We start from the raw sequence: 15,447 nt of genomic DNA on the forward strand, positions 1-15,447 counted from the left end.
GTGGCTATGAGCTCATAACACGATCATGAGTTGGGCTTGTTGAGGCGTCTCCAGCAGATGAGGCTGCAGGCGAGGGAGACGAGCGCGTCGTGGAGTTCGGTGCGGCGTTCCCATCTGACGGCGAGTCGTTTGAACTGGTGGAGCAGGGCGAAGGTCTGTTCCACGACGTAGCGGAGCTTGCCCATGCCCTTGATGTTCGGGGATCCCTTGCGGGAGATGACGGGCAGGATCCGGCGTTTGCGCAGCTCATCGCGGTTGGGGTTGGAGTCGTAGGCCTTGTCTCCGAGGAGGGCGTCCGGGCGTCTGCGGGGGCGGCCGGGTCGGCCCGCGATCGGTGGGATGCCGTCGACCAGGGCGAGGGTCTGGGTGACGTCGTTGACGTTGGCGGCGGTCGTGATGACTTTGAGCGGGGTGCCGTGTACGTCGCAGATCAAGTGGTGTTTGCTGCCCGTCTTCCGCCGGTCGACCGGCGACGGACCGGTGTCGGCGCCCCCTTTTTCGCCCGGATGTGAGATCCGTCCACGCACGCCCTGGACCAGTCGAGGCGGCCGGCCGCGTCAGCTCGGCAAGGAGGATGCGGTGGAGCTGGTCGAAGACCCCGGCCCGCTGCCACCGCTCCAGCCTTCGCCAGCAGGTCTGCCCCGAGCCGAACCCCAGCTCAGATGGCAAGAGCTGCCAGGCGATGTCGTTGCAGAGGACGTACAAGATGCCCTGCAGGCACAGCCGGTCAGCGACCGGCCGCGGCCCAGGTGACCTCATCGGCCAAGGCGGCAGCAACGGCTCGATCAGTGCCCACACGTCGTCATCCACGATCCACGGCCGAATACTCACACCATCACGAACAGCCGAATCCTCACACCGGTCACGGCCGACCAGGACATCTCACCAAGATCCTGTTACGAGCTCATAGGGGCATTCTCGACGTTGTGCCGGACATCATGGAACGATCTTGCGGTGGTTGGTGTGATCACGGCGTCGGAGCCGTCCTACTGAGGATTTCAGGGTGGGGTCGGTGGGAGTGGGGAGCGTGTGAGGGTCGCAGGCGCTGGCTGACGGGTTGGGGGGTGTGTTGCTCGGGGTGGGTGTGATGGTAGCGGTGGGCGATGCCGAATGCGGGGTGGGGCCGGCTGGATCGGTCGTGGTGGGTGAACTGGTGGTGGGTGGATCGGTCGTGCTGGGTGGGGAAGGAGTGGAGGAGGTCGGTTGGGTGCTGGTGGCTGGTGGTATCAAGGTTGGCCAGCAGGCGGAGGAGGGGGTGGGGGCGGGTAGTGGGGTCGGTGGGTGGATGGGACCGGTCGCGGGGGGCGGTGAGGTATTGGCTGTGGTGGTGGACGCAGCGTTCGATGTCGGGGGGATGGTCGGGGGTGTGGTGACGGTGATGGGTGTTGTGGAAGGTGATGTGAGGGTGATGGTCTGAGTCGGCGGCATGGTGATGGCCACGGTGGTGCCGGGTGTTGGGTGTTGGAGGCGGAAGGTGAGGGCTGTGAGCAGGCCGGTGGTGGCAGCGGCGAAGGCGGCGGCTATTCGGCCGATGCTCATGGAGGGCCTTTCGGTGCAAGAGGGCTGGCTGGTGTGTGGTGGGTCAGTCGGCGAGCCGGTCGAAGAAGATGCCGATGGCTCGCAGGAGGTCGCGGGTGCGTAGGACCGTGTTTGCCAGGGAGTCGGCGAATTCCATTGGGCGGGTGACCAGGAGATAGATGACGATGAGGAGGACGGCCCAAAAGGCCAGGCCTCTGCCACGGAGGAACATGAGCCGCTCCCGGGCCTTGTAGGCCGCGGCGATGCCGTGGCGAAGGGGGGTTATTCAGCGATGTAGGTGCTGTACGCCCAGCGGTAGACCAGGCATTCGTAGCCGTCATGGGATGCGCGGAAGCCGGTAGGGCGGTAGTGCTCGTAGCGGTTGAGGTGGCGTAGGCGGATGTCGGCGCTGAGGTCGTCGGGCTGGGCGTGCTCCGTGGGCGTGCCTTCCGGCCCGCCTACCAGGAGCACGATCGCGGTGTTCATAGGGGGTGCCGTTTCGTCGTGGGCTGGTCTGCTGGAGGCGTGGTGCGGGTGGCGCCGGTCAGGTGAGGTGCTCGTCGATGTAGGCAGTGAGGGCCTGGACGCTGGGGGCCTTGTACATCGCGGTGACGGGGATGTCGATGTCCAGGCTGGTCCGCAGGCGTTGACGTAGGCGGATGGTGTGGAGGGAGTCCATCCCGAGGGTGACGAGCGAGGCGTGGATGTCGATGCGGTCGGGGGCGGCGCGCAGGACATCGGCAGTCAGGTTACGGATGTGGTCGGTCAGGAGCCGGGTGCGTGCCGTGGCGTCCTTGATGTCGCGGAGTTCGGCCAGGAAGCGCTGCTGGTCGCGGGGTTCGGCCGGTTGGTCTGGCGTGGACGCGTCTCCCATGAGGGGCGAGAGGTAGGCGGAGGCTGCCACGTCTGGGTAGGGCTGGAGCCAAGCGGTGACGTCGAGGTCGATGCAGCCTGTGGTGGGTCGGGCGTGGGCGAGAAGGCGTTCGAGGACACGGAGGGCCTGGACGGGGGCAATGGTGGCGAAGCCGCGGGCGCCGATGGTGCGGGCGCCGATGCCGCGTTCTCCCCATGGTCCCCAGTTGATGCCGAGGGCAGGCAGGCCGTGGGCGTGGCGGTGGGCTATCAGTGCATCGAGCCAGGCACTTGCCGAGGCGTAGGGGCCCTGGCCGGGGGATCCGATTTGCGACACGAAGGAAGAGAATCCGACCCACCAGTCCACCGGTTGGGACACGGTGGCCTCGTGCAACAGCCAGGCGCCGGCCGCTTTGGGGCGCCAGACCCGGTCGATGAGTTTGGGATCGGTCCGGGTGACGGTGGCGTCGGCAACGACGGCGGCAGCGTGGATGACTCCGCGCAGGGGCAGGCCCGTCTGGGTGGCGAGGTTCACGAGGCGTTCGGCGGTTTCGGGCTCGGCGAGGTCGGCGCTGAGGACTTCGATGTGTGCCCCGTTCTCGCGCAGGCTGTGTATCTCGGTGAGGGTCTCGGGGTCGGGGGCCGAGCGGCTGTTGAGAATGATGCGGCCGGCGCCGCGTTCGGATAGCCACCGGCACAGGATCATGCCGAGGCCTCCGAGACCGCCGGTGATGATGTAGCTGCCGTCGTCGTGGACCAGGCGCAGGCTCGTGGGCGGGATATACGCAGTGATCGGGGCGCGAGGCCAGGCGTAGGCCGCTGTGGTGTTGGGGCCTGGAAGCGGTGTGACGGGGGCGGTGAGGTCGTCGAGGGGCAGGCGCCTGACGGGCAGGAGGGGCCAGGTGCCCTCGGCCAGAGCGCGTCCCGTTTCCCGCAGATGCTCCTCCGCCTGCCCAGGCGTGGCCAGGACGGCTGCCGGGTTGCAGTGTGCGGTCAAGGTGCCCGGGGTGTCGGGCCGAGGGCCGGGGACTGTCAGGGTGATCCAGCGGGCACCTGGGTTGAGCGGCGGCAGCGCATCGGGATGAGGGTGGGTGGTTGTGTCCAGGACGACGTCGTAGGACAGAGCGGCCTGCGGGTCGTGCGAGCGTACGTGGTCGGGGAGAGCGGACATCGGGTCCCGGTCCTCGTCGGCGTCGACGTGAACCAAGGCGCCTGCTGCGTGGGCGATGTGCAGGGCAGCGAGCAGGGTGGCAGTGCGGGGGCCGTGCAGGAGCACCCGTTGACGCGGGGCGAGGCGGGCCAGGTCGTGCAGGATGTGGCGGGCGGTGAGGTACGGCAGCAGGCTTCCGGCGAACCTGCCGGGGTCCAGGTGATCGGGAACGGTTGTGGTCCATCGGGGGTCGACGGTTATCGGGCTGACCAGGCCCGGAGCTGGGGTCAGCACCGCTAGGCAACGGCCGGTGTCGTGGCTGCCTTCGTCAGGCAGGGTTCGTCCCGCGCAGGCGCGCACCGGTAGCTGCACACCGGCGTCACCAAGGCATGTGTGCGTCACCGCGATGCGTACGTCGTGCTTGGCGTCTGCTGGTGGACTGCCTCCGTTGTCTCCGTGCGAGTCGACCGTGCTGCTGTCGGGGTCCAGAGTGTAGGTGAGGTGGCCGGGTACGGCTGCGGGTTCGGCGGTCACGGCGTGGTCGCCGGGTGACAGGCTGAGCGACCGGCGTTCGTCGGGCCGCAGGGGGGCGGGGGCGAGGCGGGCGGCGTAACGGTGTCCGGTGCGCCAGATCACCTCGTCGTTGTCGTCGGGCTCGGCAAGGAGTTCGGTCCCGATCAGCTCAGGCTTTGTTGAGATGTCGGTATCGATGAGGCGGGCGTGTAGTTCGGGGTGTTCGTAGGCGAGGCTGCGTAGCAGGCCGCGCAGGCCCGCGCTCTCCAGCGCCACGTCCTCGCCGTCCACCACGGGTTGCCCGTGGTGGGTGAGGACCTGAAGGCGCGGTGGGGTGGCGGCTGCCTCGACCAGGGTGCGGGCCAGGAGAGTCAGGCGGGTGGTGCGCGCGCAGGCGGTCTGTGCGGACCAGAGCCCTGGCCCGTCGCCGGTGGGCGGCGGGGTGAGCTGCAGGACGTTGTCGAAGGGTTCGTCCGCGGCGTCCAGAGCCCGCCGCAAACGCTGCCGAAAGCCGTCTGGGGCGGTGGTCAGAGGTTCTTCGATCAGGGTGAGCCTGGCGCCGGCGGCGCGCAGCGCGTCGAGCAGGGCACTTTCCCATGAACCAGGGCCCTGTTCGAGGAGGATCAGCCATGGTTCCGCGCTCTGCCGGGCGGTGGGGGCGGAGACCTGCTCGAACCGGTGCTGGTAGAGGCGCTCTTCGTCTGGATCAGCGGCACGTGCCTCGTGGGCGAAGCGGATGCCGTCGACGCTCAGCAGCGGCAGGCCTTCCTCGTCGAGCAGCTCCAATGCCCCGGTGATCCGCGAAAGTGAGACAGCTTCGGCCCGGGCGCGGCAGAACGCCGCGCGTCGGGCATCACCGAGAAGGTGCAGTTCGCCGATGCCAACTGGGTACGCAGACCCGGGGGGTAGATCGGCGCGCAGGGTCCACAACGCCAACAGCGTCTGCAGGGCGCCGTCCAGCAGGGTGGGGTGGCAGCGAAAGGAGCCGCCGTGTGGTCGGGCTTCGTCGGGTAGGTGCAGCCGTGCCACCGCCTGGGTGCTGGTGGAGCTGTCGTCCTCGGACAGCCGTACCCAGGCGAGGGGCCGGAAGGCTGGTCCGTACTCCAAGCGCAGGGTGTGCTGCCAGCGTTTGTACAGCGCGCCTGCCGGCACCAGGCGGGGATAGCGCTCTTCGAGTTCGCTCACTTCCAAGTGCGGCGGGCGGGGCGGATTCGCGACCCGGGAGAGCGTGGCCGTGCTGTGGAGGATCGTCTGCGCGTCTCGCCGGGAACTGGCCTGCCAGCGCGCCGATGAGCGGTACGGGCTGTAGCTGGCGCTACAGAGGGTCGTGAGGGGTTCAGCGTCGAGGGGGAGATAGGTGTCGAAGGTGATGTCGCGAAGGTGCACGACGCCTTCCCCGGGTGGCAGGGCGTCCTCGGCGGCTGCCAAGGCCATCTCGCAGAATCCGGCTCCGGGCATGACGGCTACGCCGGCCATGCTGTGGTCGCGCAGCCACCCGGTCAGGGAGGCGGGGAGCGAATGATGCCATAGATGGCGGTGTGCGTCGGCCGGGTCGCTGAAGGGTGTGCCCAGCAGGGGGTGGGGCTGTGCGGAGGCGGGGGTGGTCAGCATGCTGGGGTCGATCAGGTGTTCGCCCGTCTCCCAGGTGGTGGCCGGTGCCTCACACAACGTGCCCCGGGCGTACCAGCGCCGCCACGGCACCAGTGACCCGGCGCAGTGCAGGGCGGCGAGCGCGGTAGCGAAACCGAGACGTTCGTCCTGGTCGTGGTGGAGGGTGGGCAGGGCGACTGTCTGCCCGGGCAGGTCCTGCTCCAGCGTGGCGCTGATCGCGGCTGTCAGCAGCGGGTGGGGGCTGATCTCGATGAAGTGGCGATGCCCGTCGCTGGCCGCGGCCGCGACCGCGCTGGCAAAACGGACCGGGCGGCGGAGGTTGTCGGCCCAGTAGCCCGCGTCCAGGGTGGCGGCGGCGCGCGGGTCTTGTAGGACGGTGGTGTAGAAGGTGCAGCCCGGAGGGGCTGGCCGCACGTCTGCTAGCGCGTCGCGGATGAGCGGGATCAGGGGGTCCATGTGCGAGGAGTGCGAAGCGTAGTTGACGGCCACTTTGGAAGCCGCGATGTCGCGGGCGAGCCAGCGCTCGAGCAGGCGGTCGATCGCCGTGTCGTCGCCGGCAACGACGGTACTGGAGGGGCTAGCCAGGACCGCGATCTCCACACCCGTCTGATCCCCGTCGCGCAGGTCGCGTTCGACCTCCTCGGCGGATGCCTGTACGGCTGCCATAGCGCCTTGGCCCATGACGCGGGTCAGCAACTTGGCCCGGCGGCACACCACCCGCGCGCCGTCCTGGACCGTCAGGGCGCCACACGCGACGGCGGCGGCGATCTCGCCCATGGAGTGGCCGATGACGGCGGCCGGCTCGATGCCGTGGGAGCGCCACATAGCCGTCAGCGCGACTTGGAGGGCGAACAGCACCGGTTGGATCCGTTCGGTGGCTGTGGTGAGGTCTTTCGCGTCCAGCATCTGCCGCACGGAGAAGCCGCCTTCCTCCTGGATGACGGCCTCCAACTCGTCCATGGCCTTGGTGAAGGCCCTGTTGGTCCCCAGCAGGCGCCGTCCCATACGGGCCCATTGCGAGCCGTGCCCGGAATAGACGAACACCGGCCCGGGCCCGGGCGGAAGGACCCGGCCGGCCGTGACGCCTTCCGTGTCCCCACCTCGTGCGTAGGCATCCAGCCGAGCTGCCAAGGTCTTCCGGTCGTGGGCGACGACTGCGGCGCGGTGGCGCCCATGGGAGCGGCGCACCGCCAGCGTGTGCGCCAGGTCCGCCAACGGCACCTGCTGCCCGTCCGCCTCCAGCCAGGCGCCCAGTCGCGCCGTTGATTCGCGTAGTGCCTCCGCAGATCCTGCACTCAGCAGGAAGGTCTTGTTTTGCGGCTGCCGCCGGCCGCGACGGTGCTGTTCGACGGGCCCCTGTTCGACGACTGCATGAGCGTTGATGCCGCTCACCCCGTAGGAGGACACGGCTGCCAACCGCGGCCCGGACTCCACCGGCCAGGGTGTGGCGTGTGTGGGGACGAACAGTCGGCAGTCGCCGGCGTCGATCTGCGGGTTCCAGCGGCGAAAGTGCAGCGTCGCGGGCACCGTCGCGTGTTGCAGGCTCAGGAGCACTTTCAACAGGCCGACGAGGCCGGATGCCGGTTCGGTATGTCCCAGGTTCGTCTTGACCGACCCCAGCGCGCACCGGCCGCTGCCAGCGCCGTATACCTTCTTCAGCGCCGCGAACTCCAGCGGGTCCCCGATAGCCGTCCCGGTACCGTGCGCCTCGATCATTCCTACCTGCCCCGCATCCAGGCCCGCCCGCCGCAACGCCGCGGAAAACACCGCCGCCTGCGCGTCAGAGGAGGGAGCTGTCAGCCGCACCGAACGCCCGTCCTGGTTGACCGCCGTCCCGCGCACCACCCCCAGGATCCGGTCGCCGTCGCGTTTCGCGTCGGACAGCAGTTTGAGCACCATTACGACGCAGCCCTCCGAGCGCACGAAGCCGTCCGCCTCCGCGTCGAAAGCACGGATGTGACCGGTGGGCGACAGCATTTCCCACCGGGCCTCCGCCACGCTGACCTCGGGACCGAGCCCCGCCGAGGCGCCCCCCACCAGCGCCAGCGGACACTCACGCGCTTGCAGGGACTGACAGGCTAGGTGCAGGGCGACCAACGAGGAGGAGCAGGAGGTGTCCACTGCCATACACGGGCCATGAAGGTCCAGGAAGAACGACAGCCGCCCCACCCCCACACCGTGCATCCCCCCGGTCGTCCAGTACGGGGAGACTTCCTCGGCCCTACGGTGCCCGCGCAGCAAGTGGTCCATGGTGAACATGCCGCTGAACACGCCGGCCCCGCTGCCCCGCAGGCTCTCAAGCGGGATACCGGCGTGTTCGAATGCCTCCCACGCCACCATCAACAGCAGCTTGTGCTGCGGGTCCATCCACCGTGCTTCATGGCCGCTGATCCCGAAGAACGCCGGATCGAACCGGAAGAACCGTGCCGGCAGATAGCCGCCGTTGAGGATCTGCCGACCCAGCACGCCTGCCAGGCCCTGCGCCACCGCAGGGGCATCCCAGCGGTCGCCGGGAACGGGCCCTACCGCCTCCTGCTGCCCTTCAAGGAGGCGCCACAATGCGGCCGGGGAGTCGATGCCACCGGGTAGCCGGCACGCCGCCCCCACCACCGCCACCGCATCAACCGGCTCCTCTGCGGCCCGCCTCGTCCTCGTCGTCCTGCTCATGTGCTGATCCCTTTACGTGAACTGAAACGGTGCACCCCTATGCCATGAGGCGGATGCCGGGCCGGGCCACTACCCCCTGGGCGGGGCGGCGGAGCATGGCTTTCCCTGGCCCGCCCGCATACCCCGCCCCGGGGCGATGGTGGGCATCTGTCAGCTGAACAGGTGCCAGGTGTGGGCCACCGTGCCGTCGGTCTTCAACACGGCGGTGGCGATGATTCCCTTGCCGTTCAGGTCGGCGAACCGGCCTTGCGGAGCCCGGGCCACGAAGAAGCCCTCGTACGACACGGCGCCGCTGTCACGCAGGACGCCGGTGGCCAGCCCCGTGAGAACCAGCTGGTCGGTGCCTCCCACGGCGATCAGGACGATTCGGGCTTGGGCTGTCTCCGTGCCGTCGGGGTAGCGCTTGGCGACATGCGTCGCCAGTCCGGACACCCGATGCCCGTCGAGGGTGCCGCCTGCCTTGGCGGAGTACTCCAGGGTGAGTACGTCGTTGTCGGTGTTCACCACGCGGGTCTCATTGATCGTGTTGAGCAGTTCGGCGATCGGCTTTCCATTCATGACGCTTTCCTTTCGTGAATCATTTCCTACTGCATGTATACAGCGCGCCAAAAGCGCAAGCAGGATACAAATTCGGCTCCTCTTGAAAAAGATGCAAATCGATGCACTGCCAGACGGCAGGCCGCCCCATGCATGCATTTGACGCGCTCCCGTCGCTCCTCTTTCTAAAACCAAGGGAATGCGCGTTCGAGAGTGGGGCTGTTGATTAAAGAGGGGTTGACGGGAATTCCCGAGGAGGCTGATTTATGCACTGAGCGCCCGCCGGAAGCGAGGGGAGTGAAAAGAAGAAAGGTTTCTGTGCGCCGGATCAAAAAAAGGGACAGTCTGTCAATTGGGCGTGCGTGCAGCGCACCGCAATCGACTCCACGCCCCCCGAATTCACCCTCACCGGAATCCGCCCGAATTCAGCAGGCCGACGTTCCCGTGCCCCCCTCGCGGCGGTGCCACTGCGGGCGGAGGCCCGCCGAACAGCCTCGCGGGGCAACCCATACGCCCGGGATACCGAAGAGCAAAATTTCGCCGTCGAGGGCCAGACCGTTTGTCAGCCGCTCGGACGGAGCCTCCAACTCACGGCTGATCAAATCCACCACGCCACAGGCTCTGCGATGGTCCCCGTTGGCCCCGGGAGACCTTCGGCCCTCGCAGTTGATCCCGGGCAGTAACCATCCAAGGATCCTATGCATGTCAGCCGGCCCTGCTGTTGAGTGCGCTTCAGCCCACGGTGATAGTCGGCACGCCCCGGGGGTGCGCCACGCCGCCACTACCCCGTTGATCGGAGACACGGATCCCCATACGCCTACGCCCCCCCCACCAGCTTTCGAGATCGAGCACCGACCCTCCGTAGACCGTGGTCGCGCACGGCCGCAACCCGCTCCAGCGGACAGCATCACCCGTCCGTGCATGACGGCTGCCAAATTTCCCGAGGTACTTGCCCTCCAGAATGCGACATCGTGGCCCCTGGTATCCGAGCGTGAACGCGCTTGGAGCTCATTCGGTGGCAGCGAAGGTGTCCGCCCCGCGCGCCCGGCGATCAGCCTCAGACCGACGGTCGCCCGCGACTGCGGACCCAGCCCGCCCCGCGCGCCCGGGGATCAGCCGGGCACCTTGCCCTCTACCTTGCTCCGCCCGCGGTTCGCCCCGCGCGCCCGGGGATCAGCCGAGCCGCTGGCGTACGTACACACTCGGGAGTGGGTCCGCCCCGCGCGCCCGGGGATCAGCCGCTGCGCTACGCCCGCCGCGTCTCCTTCACGTTGTCCGCCCCGCGCGCCCGGGGATCAGCCGCGCCAGCCCATCAAGAAGAGGAGAGGTGGACGGTCCGCCCCACGCGCCCGGGGATCAGCCGATCACGACGAGCGGGTTCAGCTCGGTCGGGCCGTCCGCCCCGCGCGCCCGGGGATCAGCCGGCCATCGAGGTGTTCGTGAACATCACCGCCGAGTCCGCCCCGCGCGCCCGGGGATCTGCCCCTCCAACTCGTCATGGGCGACCTGGCGGGTTGGTCCGCCCCGCGCTCGGGGATCGTCCGGTGCTCCCGCGCCTGCGAAAGGTCATCCGGGAGTTCGCCCCCCGCGCTCGGGGATCGTCCCCTCGACGGCGACCCGCTGACCGAACAGGAGATGTCCGCCCCGCGCGCTCGGGGATCGTTCGAGCCGAGCGTTCTGGGAGTACGTCGACAGCGCGTCCGCCCCGCGCGCCCGGGGATCAGCCCACAAGCCCCAAAGCGACCGCTCTGATTCCGCCGTCTGCCCCGCACGCCCGGGGATCAGCCGAAGGCCGACCCGAGCCTGACGCAGAAGGACTTCGTCCTCCCCGCGTCCGGGGATCAGCCCCCGAGCAGCCTCGCCACCCTGCACCAGGTCCGGTCCGCCCCGCGCGCCCGGGGATCAGCTGCCGTCCTTCCGGAGGTCCAGGGCGTCGTGGAAGTCGTCCCGAGCGTTCGGGGAACGTCAGCTCTGCCCTACCAGTGCTGCCTGCCTGACCCGCGTGCTCGGGGCTCGTCCGGCCGGTCGGCTTCACTCGTGCTCAGCGCGGTACGTTCGATCCGCGCGTTTGGGGGTCGCCCCGCCGAGGGGCCGCACTGCCGTTCTCTCGGTGATGGTCATGAGGGTGCGTGTGAGGCTCATTCAGGATCTCTGTGCGAGGACAGCGCTGTGCGTCCGTCGTGCAGATACATGGGATGGCCGGCCTGTCTGGCCTGGATAGCGGCGCCGAGTCGGGTCCGTACCCGGCTGTGGAGGAGTTCGAGAGCCTTGTCGACGGAGTAGAAAACGGCTTCCGAAAGCTCGTCGTCGTGCGGGCGGAGCCTGGCGGCGTGTGCATCGTCAAGGGCACCGGCGTCGAAGATGAAGGCGATCTGGTCGTCCCACGGTCCGTGGGGCGGTACCCAGTCGACGACCAAGAGGTCGCGGAGGGTTGCTTCGAGACCGAGTTCTTCGCGGAGTTCGCGTGTGAGGGCGGCTTCGGGTGCCTCGTTGGCCTCGGCCATTCCGCCGGGCAGGTCCCAGCCCGGCTTGTAGGTGGGCTTGACCAACAGGACGTGGCCGGCCGGGTTGCGGATCAGTGCGTCGGCCGAGACGCGTTTGCGGGCTTGGGTGCGGTTGCCTTCGGCCAGGTAGGCGTTCCAGGCGTCGGGGTCATCGGGTGTGGGCCTCATGGGCGGGGCTTCTCCTGGGCGCGGTGATGATGTCGGCCATCAGGAGCATTCTGGCCCGGTGTGCGTCGTCGAACCGCACCAGGTACTGGCCGACCGGTGCGTAGGCCTTGTGGCGGTCGAGGCGGGCGCGCAGGTCGTCGAGCTGGTGGATGACGCGAACGGAACTGAGGGTGGGGCTGGTGGTGAGGAGGTCGTGGCCGACCTTCACGGCGGCGTCGAGGTCGCCTCTGCGGATGTGGATGTCGCTCAGGGTGATTCGTGTCAGGGCCAGAGAGCGGGCACGGCCTGCCTCCCGCAGTGTGAGGGCGTGCTCGGCCTGTTCGAGGGCCTGGTCGTAGCGGCCGAGGTCTTTGAGGATCAATGCGGACTCGCTGGCGAGCGCTGCGGCGTCGAATGGACTCAGCCAGGGGTGTGTGGCCTCCGCGGGTTCGGCGAGGTCGCTTCGGGCTTGGTCGAGAGCGTGCTGGGCGGGGGTGTGCTGGGCTGCGGCGGCCAGGGCTCGGGCGGTCATGGTGTGCAGGCGGGCGGTGAGGGCAGGGATCCGGGGGCCTTGGGCGGCCAGGTGGAGGCCGGTCTTGGCCCAGCGGGCTGCTCCCGCCCGGTCGTCGGTGTGAAGGGTGAGGTGGCTGGTGCTGGCGGCGATGTTGGCGGCGAGTGGGGCGTCGCCGGATACGCGGGCCAGGGGGAGGGCGCGGGTGAGGTGCTTGACGGCAAGCTCGTCTTGGGCGGAGTCGTGGGCCATCCAGCCGGCCATCTCGGTGAGGGCCGCGGCTGCCGCGAAGATGCCGGGGCCGTCGGAGGCGTCGACGAGGCGAGGGGCGATCCGGTCCTTCAGGTGCCGGGTCACGGCCGCGTAGAGGCGGCCACCGCCGCTTTGGCGGTCCGCGTCGCGGAACGCGTCGATCGCGTGGAGGTCATCGACGTCCGCGGGCTGCTCGGCGTCGGTGGCGGGCATCGGGGTTTCGGGCGCGGGTTCCCAACTTCTTCGGGCGAGGCCGAGGAGGTGGCCGGGCACGCGGAGGCCGTCGGCGACCTGCTCGAAGAGGGAGAGCTTCTCTACGCGGCAGTTGCCGTTCATGTAGTCGTAGAGGCGGCCCTGGCTGATGTCGACGGCTGCTGCGAGCCTGCGAGTGCTCACGCCGCGCCGGTTCAGGAGGGTGAACAGGGCGCCCATGTCCCGTTCGGCGAGGGCCTTGAGCATGCGGTCGTCGTCCATCAGGCCAACGACGACAGCCTGCGGATCCAGTCCCTGACTGACCATCACGGGTCCCCATTCTCACGGCTGGTTCGATGCTAGGGCGAGGTGCCGACAGCTGACTCCGGCTTGGAGTCACCCGCTGGAGTCTCCAGGACGGATCGGGGGGACGTTCACTGGCTGTCAGCCGCCGATACCGAGCGGCATCCCTTGATGCGGCGGCTGTCGGATCTCGCCGAGGACTACCCCTCGGCCCGCCGCGCTCCTCCCTCGCCCTTGTCTGTCCGAGGAGAACACCATGCCCGGATTTTCCTTCCCCGAGCCGCCGTCTCCCAGCCCTGAACTGCTCGCCCGTGCCGAGGCCGGCTGGGCCCGATTCCTCACCCTCGACGACCCGGCCCCGTCCGACTCCTTGGTGCGGGACGAGGAAGAGTGACGTCCGTACCGCGGCGGCGCCTGGAACCCCGCCCCGCCGGCTACCATGACGCAGGGACGATCTTCGCTTCCTGTGGTGCGTCATACGTGACCTACCGACGCCCCCACCCCCCGGCTGTCGTCGAGTACATCGCGGCTCAGTTCGACGACGCGAAGGACCAGCCCCGCGTCCTAGACCTGGGATGCGGTCCGGGCACCTTGGCCTTGGACCTCGCCGAGCGTGGCGCACGGGTCACCGCGGTCGATGCGTCGCAGGAGATGCTGGCCGCCGGCCGCGACTGGGCCCAGGCGCGCGCCATCCGGTCGGTCACCTGGCGGCAGGCCGACGCCACTGAGGCGGCGACCCTGACCGAGAGCGGCCTCTTCGACGGGGCAGTGATCGCGGACGCGTTCCACTGGATGGATCGGCCACGGGTCCTGGCGGCCCTCGACCAGGCCGTCCGGCCGGGCGGGTTCATCGCCGTCGCGGGCTACCGGGCGCCGGGCACGCAGCGCGAGTGGTGGCACGCGCTGCTGGAGCAACTGCGTCTGCGTTGGCTGGGCTCGGTGAACCTTGCGGGTCCTGCCACCGCGTACGTGGAGCCTGTCGGCGGCCACGAGGAGGTCATCCGCCGGTCCGCCTTCAGCCGGGTCTCCGTCCTGCGTACGGACTACCGGCGGACCTACACCCTCGACGAGCTCGTCGGTCTGCAGCGCACCTACGCCTACTCCTCGGCGGCGGCGCTCGAAGGTCGACAGGCCGCATTCGAGGAGGACATGCGCAGGACGCTGGCGGCCGCTTGCCCGGACGGAGTGTTCCAGGCCGACCTTCAGGCCTCTGTGATCGTCGGCCGCCGCCCGGCCGAGGCCGCCCACGAGATCACCGAAGCATGACCGATCCGGCGGTACAGCCGGGTTCGGCATGGCCGCGACCACCAATTTGCGCTGTCGCACGAACACCTGGGAGAGCAAGATGAAGATCACCGTGATCGGTATGGGCCGCTTGGGTCTGCCCTACCTGACCGCCTTGGCCGAGCTGGGGCATGACGTGCTCGGCGTCGACATCAATGCCGAGACGTTGGACGCGTTGCGGGCCGGGCGCTGCCCGTTCGACGAGCCGAGCGTCACGGACTACATCGCGAAGCACACCGCCGCGGGTCGGATGCGCTTCACCGACTCCTACGACGAGGCCGTCGCCCACGGAGAGGTGTTCTTCCTCGCGGTGGCGACCCCGCAGCTTGAGGGGGCGATGACGATGGACCTCAGCGCCGTTGAGGAGGCCATCGTCGGGGTTGCCCGCCGCCTGACGCGGGACGCGGTGCTGATCGGGAAGTCGACGGTGCCGGTCGGGTTCGGCGCGCGGTTGGCGGCCCGCGCGTCCGCCGCAGCCCCCAAGGGCGTACGGCTGCGGGTGGGGTGGAGTCCGGACTTTCTGCGCGAGGCGCTGTCCATGGAGACGTCGCTGCACCCAGCGAGGCTCGTCCTGGGCTCCTCGGACGCCGACCGGCCCGTGATCGAGGGCGTCATCCGCCGGGTGTGGGGCGGCTGGCTGGAGGCCGGGGTGCCGTTGCTGAGTGGCAACTTCGTGACCGCCGACCTGACCAAAGCGGCCTCCAACGCCTTCCTGTCCACGAAGATGTCGTTCGCCAACCTCGTGGACGACATCTGCCAGGCGGCCGGCGCGGACTTCGGAATCGTCTCGCGCGCCATGGCCTTGGACCAGAGGATCGGGCCCTTCGGCCTGACAGCCGGCCTCGGCTGGGGTGGCTCCTGCCTGGGCAAGGACATTCGGGCCTTCGCCGACCGCGCCCAGGAACTGGGCGAGAGCGCCGCGTCCGAGTTCCTGACCGCCGTGGACTCCACCAACACCGGGCGCCGCCTTCTCGCCGTCGAGCACACCGCCACCGTCCTGCCCGCGGGCCTGAAAGGGGCGGTCGTGGCCGTCTGGGGGGCCTCGTTCAAACCGTCCGTCGGGGACATCAGCGACTCGCCCGCCCTGGACGTCGCCCTGCGGCTGCACCGCGCGGGCGCGGAAGTCCGCGTCCACGACCCCAGCGTCAACGACCTGGTGCGGCGCCACCAGCCCGAGCTCACGGTGGTCGACGCCCCTGCCGAGGCCCTGATCGGCGCCGGCGTCCTGATCGTGGCCACCGACTGGCCCCGCTACACCGCTCTTGACCCCGCCTCCCTCGCCGACAGCACCACCCGGACCGTCATCGACGCCCGCCGCTGCCTGGACCCCAGCCGGTGGCGGGCAGCCGGCTGGGACCACCAGACCCTCGGGGCGTTCCGCCACCACACCGCTCAGGAGGCCTGAC

10 protein-coding genes and 1 pseudogene are annotated in these 15,447 nt (G+C 69.2%); 4 read left to right on the forward strand and 7 right to left on the reverse strand.

Translation table 11 applies throughout. The annotated features are described in order from the left end of the window. Positions 1-23: 23 nt before the first annotated feature. A pseudogene (locus tag ACIOD1_RS32900) lies at positions 24-825 on the reverse strand (IS5 family transposase). Between the two features lie 313 nt (positions 826-1,138). Here ACIOD1_RS32900 and ACIOD1_RS32905 point away from each other — a divergent pair. After that, positions 1,139-1,417, forward strand: a complete 279-nt coding sequence (locus ACIOD1_RS32905) for a hypothetical protein (RefSeq protein ID WP_401906581.1) — start codon at positions 1,139-1,141, stop codon at positions 1,415-1,417. A 165-nt stretch (positions 1,418-1,582) separates the two neighbouring features. Here ACIOD1_RS32905 and ACIOD1_RS32910 read toward each other — a convergent pair whose 3' ends face one another. The 6 genes from ACIOD1_RS32910 to ACIOD1_RS32935 all read right to left on the reverse strand — a co-directional run bounded on the left by ACIOD1_RS32910 (position 1,583) and on the right by ACIOD1_RS32935 (position 12,736). Continuing rightward, positions 1,583-1,750: a hypothetical protein gene (locus ACIOD1_RS32910; RefSeq protein ID WP_401906583.1), complete on the reverse strand. Its 168-nt coding sequence runs from the start codon at positions 1,748-1,750 to the stop codon at positions 1,583-1,585. A 50-nt stretch (positions 1,751-1,800) separates the two neighbouring features. Beyond that, complete coding sequence (locus ACIOD1_RS32915) at positions 1,801-1,989, reverse strand: DUF5988 family protein (RefSeq protein WP_401906586.1); 189 nt, start codon at positions 1,987-1,989, stop codon at positions 1,801-1,803. Between the two features lie 73 nt (positions 1,990-2,062). Further along, positions 2,063-8,311, reverse strand: a complete 6,249-nt coding sequence (locus tag ACIOD1_RS32920) for an SDR family NAD(P)-dependent oxidoreductase (RefSeq protein ID WP_401906589.1) — start codon at positions 8,309-8,311, stop codon at positions 2,063-2,065. A 150-nt stretch (positions 8,312-8,461) separates the two neighbouring features. Then, on the reverse strand, positions 8,462-8,869 hold the full coding sequence (locus tag ACIOD1_RS32925; RefSeq protein WP_401906591.1) for a hypothetical protein: 408 nt from the start codon (positions 8,867-8,869) through the stop codon (positions 8,462-8,464). Between the two features lie 2,117 nt (positions 8,870-10,986). Next, the gene (locus ACIOD1_RS32930) at positions 10,987-11,520 is read right to left on the reverse strand and encodes an NUDIX domain-containing protein (protein WP_401906592.1); all 534 of its coding nucleotides are present in this window, start codon (positions 11,518-11,520) and stop codon (positions 10,987-10,989) included. Then, positions 11,501-12,736: an XRE family transcriptional regulator gene (locus tag ACIOD1_RS32935; protein WP_401906595.1), complete on the reverse strand. Its 1,236-nt coding sequence runs from the start codon at positions 12,734-12,736 to the stop codon at positions 11,501-11,503. The genes ACIOD1_RS32930 and ACIOD1_RS32935 overlap by 20 nt, the downstream gene beginning before the upstream one ends. 277 nt (positions 12,737-13,013) lie before the next feature. Here ACIOD1_RS32935 and ACIOD1_RS32940 point away from each other — a divergent pair, with 277 nt between their 5' ends. The 3 genes from ACIOD1_RS32940 (at position 13,014) to ACIOD1_RS32950 (ending at position 15,446) form a co-directional block, all read left to right on the forward strand. Next, positions 13,014-13,151, forward strand: coding sequence for a hypothetical protein (locus ACIOD1_RS32940; RefSeq protein ID WP_401906597.1), 138 nt, complete (start codon positions 13,014-13,016; stop codon positions 13,149-13,151). Between the two features lie 86 nt (positions 13,152-13,237). After that, positions 13,238-14,023: a class I SAM-dependent methyltransferase gene (locus tag ACIOD1_RS32945; protein ID WP_401906599.1), complete on the forward strand. Its 786-nt coding sequence runs from the start codon at positions 13,238-13,240 to the stop codon at positions 14,021-14,023. Positions 14,024-14,102: 79 nt separating this feature from the next. Further along, complete coding sequence (locus ACIOD1_RS32950; RefSeq protein WP_401906601.1) at positions 14,103-15,446, forward strand: UDP-glucose dehydrogenase family protein; 1,344 nt, start codon at positions 14,103-14,105, stop codon at positions 15,444-15,446. Position 15,447: the final 1 nt, after the last annotated feature.

It is taken from the genome of Streptomyces sp. NPDC088097 (assembly GCF_044741845.1).
Lineage (GTDB): Bacteria > Actinomycetota > Actinomycetes > Streptomycetales > Streptomycetaceae > Streptomyces.

Excerpts from the sequence above, each read along its gene's own strand:
- ACIOD1_RS32910 (WP_401906583.1), bottom strand. The coding sequence starts at position 1,750 with ATGTTCCTCCGTGGCAGAGGCCTGGCCTTTTGGGCCGTCCTCCTCATC.
- ACIOD1_RS32920 (WP_401906589.1), bottom strand. The coding sequence starts at position 8,311 with ATGAGCAGGACGACGAGGACGAGGCGGGCCGCAGAGGAGCCGGTTGAT.
- ACIOD1_RS32925 (WP_401906591.1), bottom strand. The coding sequence starts at position 8,869 with ATGAATGGAAAGCCGATCGCCGAACTGCTCAACACGATCAATGAGACC.
- ACIOD1_RS32930 (WP_401906592.1), bottom strand. The coding sequence starts at position 11,520 with ATGAGGCCCACACCCGATGACCCCGACGCCTGGAACGCCTACCTGGCC.
- ACIOD1_RS32935 (WP_401906595.1), bottom strand. The coding sequence starts at position 12,736 with ATGGACGACGACCGCATGCTCAAGGCCCTCGCCGAACGGGACATGGGC.
- ACIOD1_RS32940 (WP_401906597.1), top strand. The coding sequence starts at position 13,014 with ATGCCCGGATTTTCCTTCCCCGAGCCGCCGTCTCCCAGCCCTGAACTG.
- ACIOD1_RS32950 (WP_401906601.1), top strand. The coding sequence starts at position 14,103 with ATGAAGATCACCGTGATCGGTATGGGCCGCTTGGGTCTGCCCTACCTG.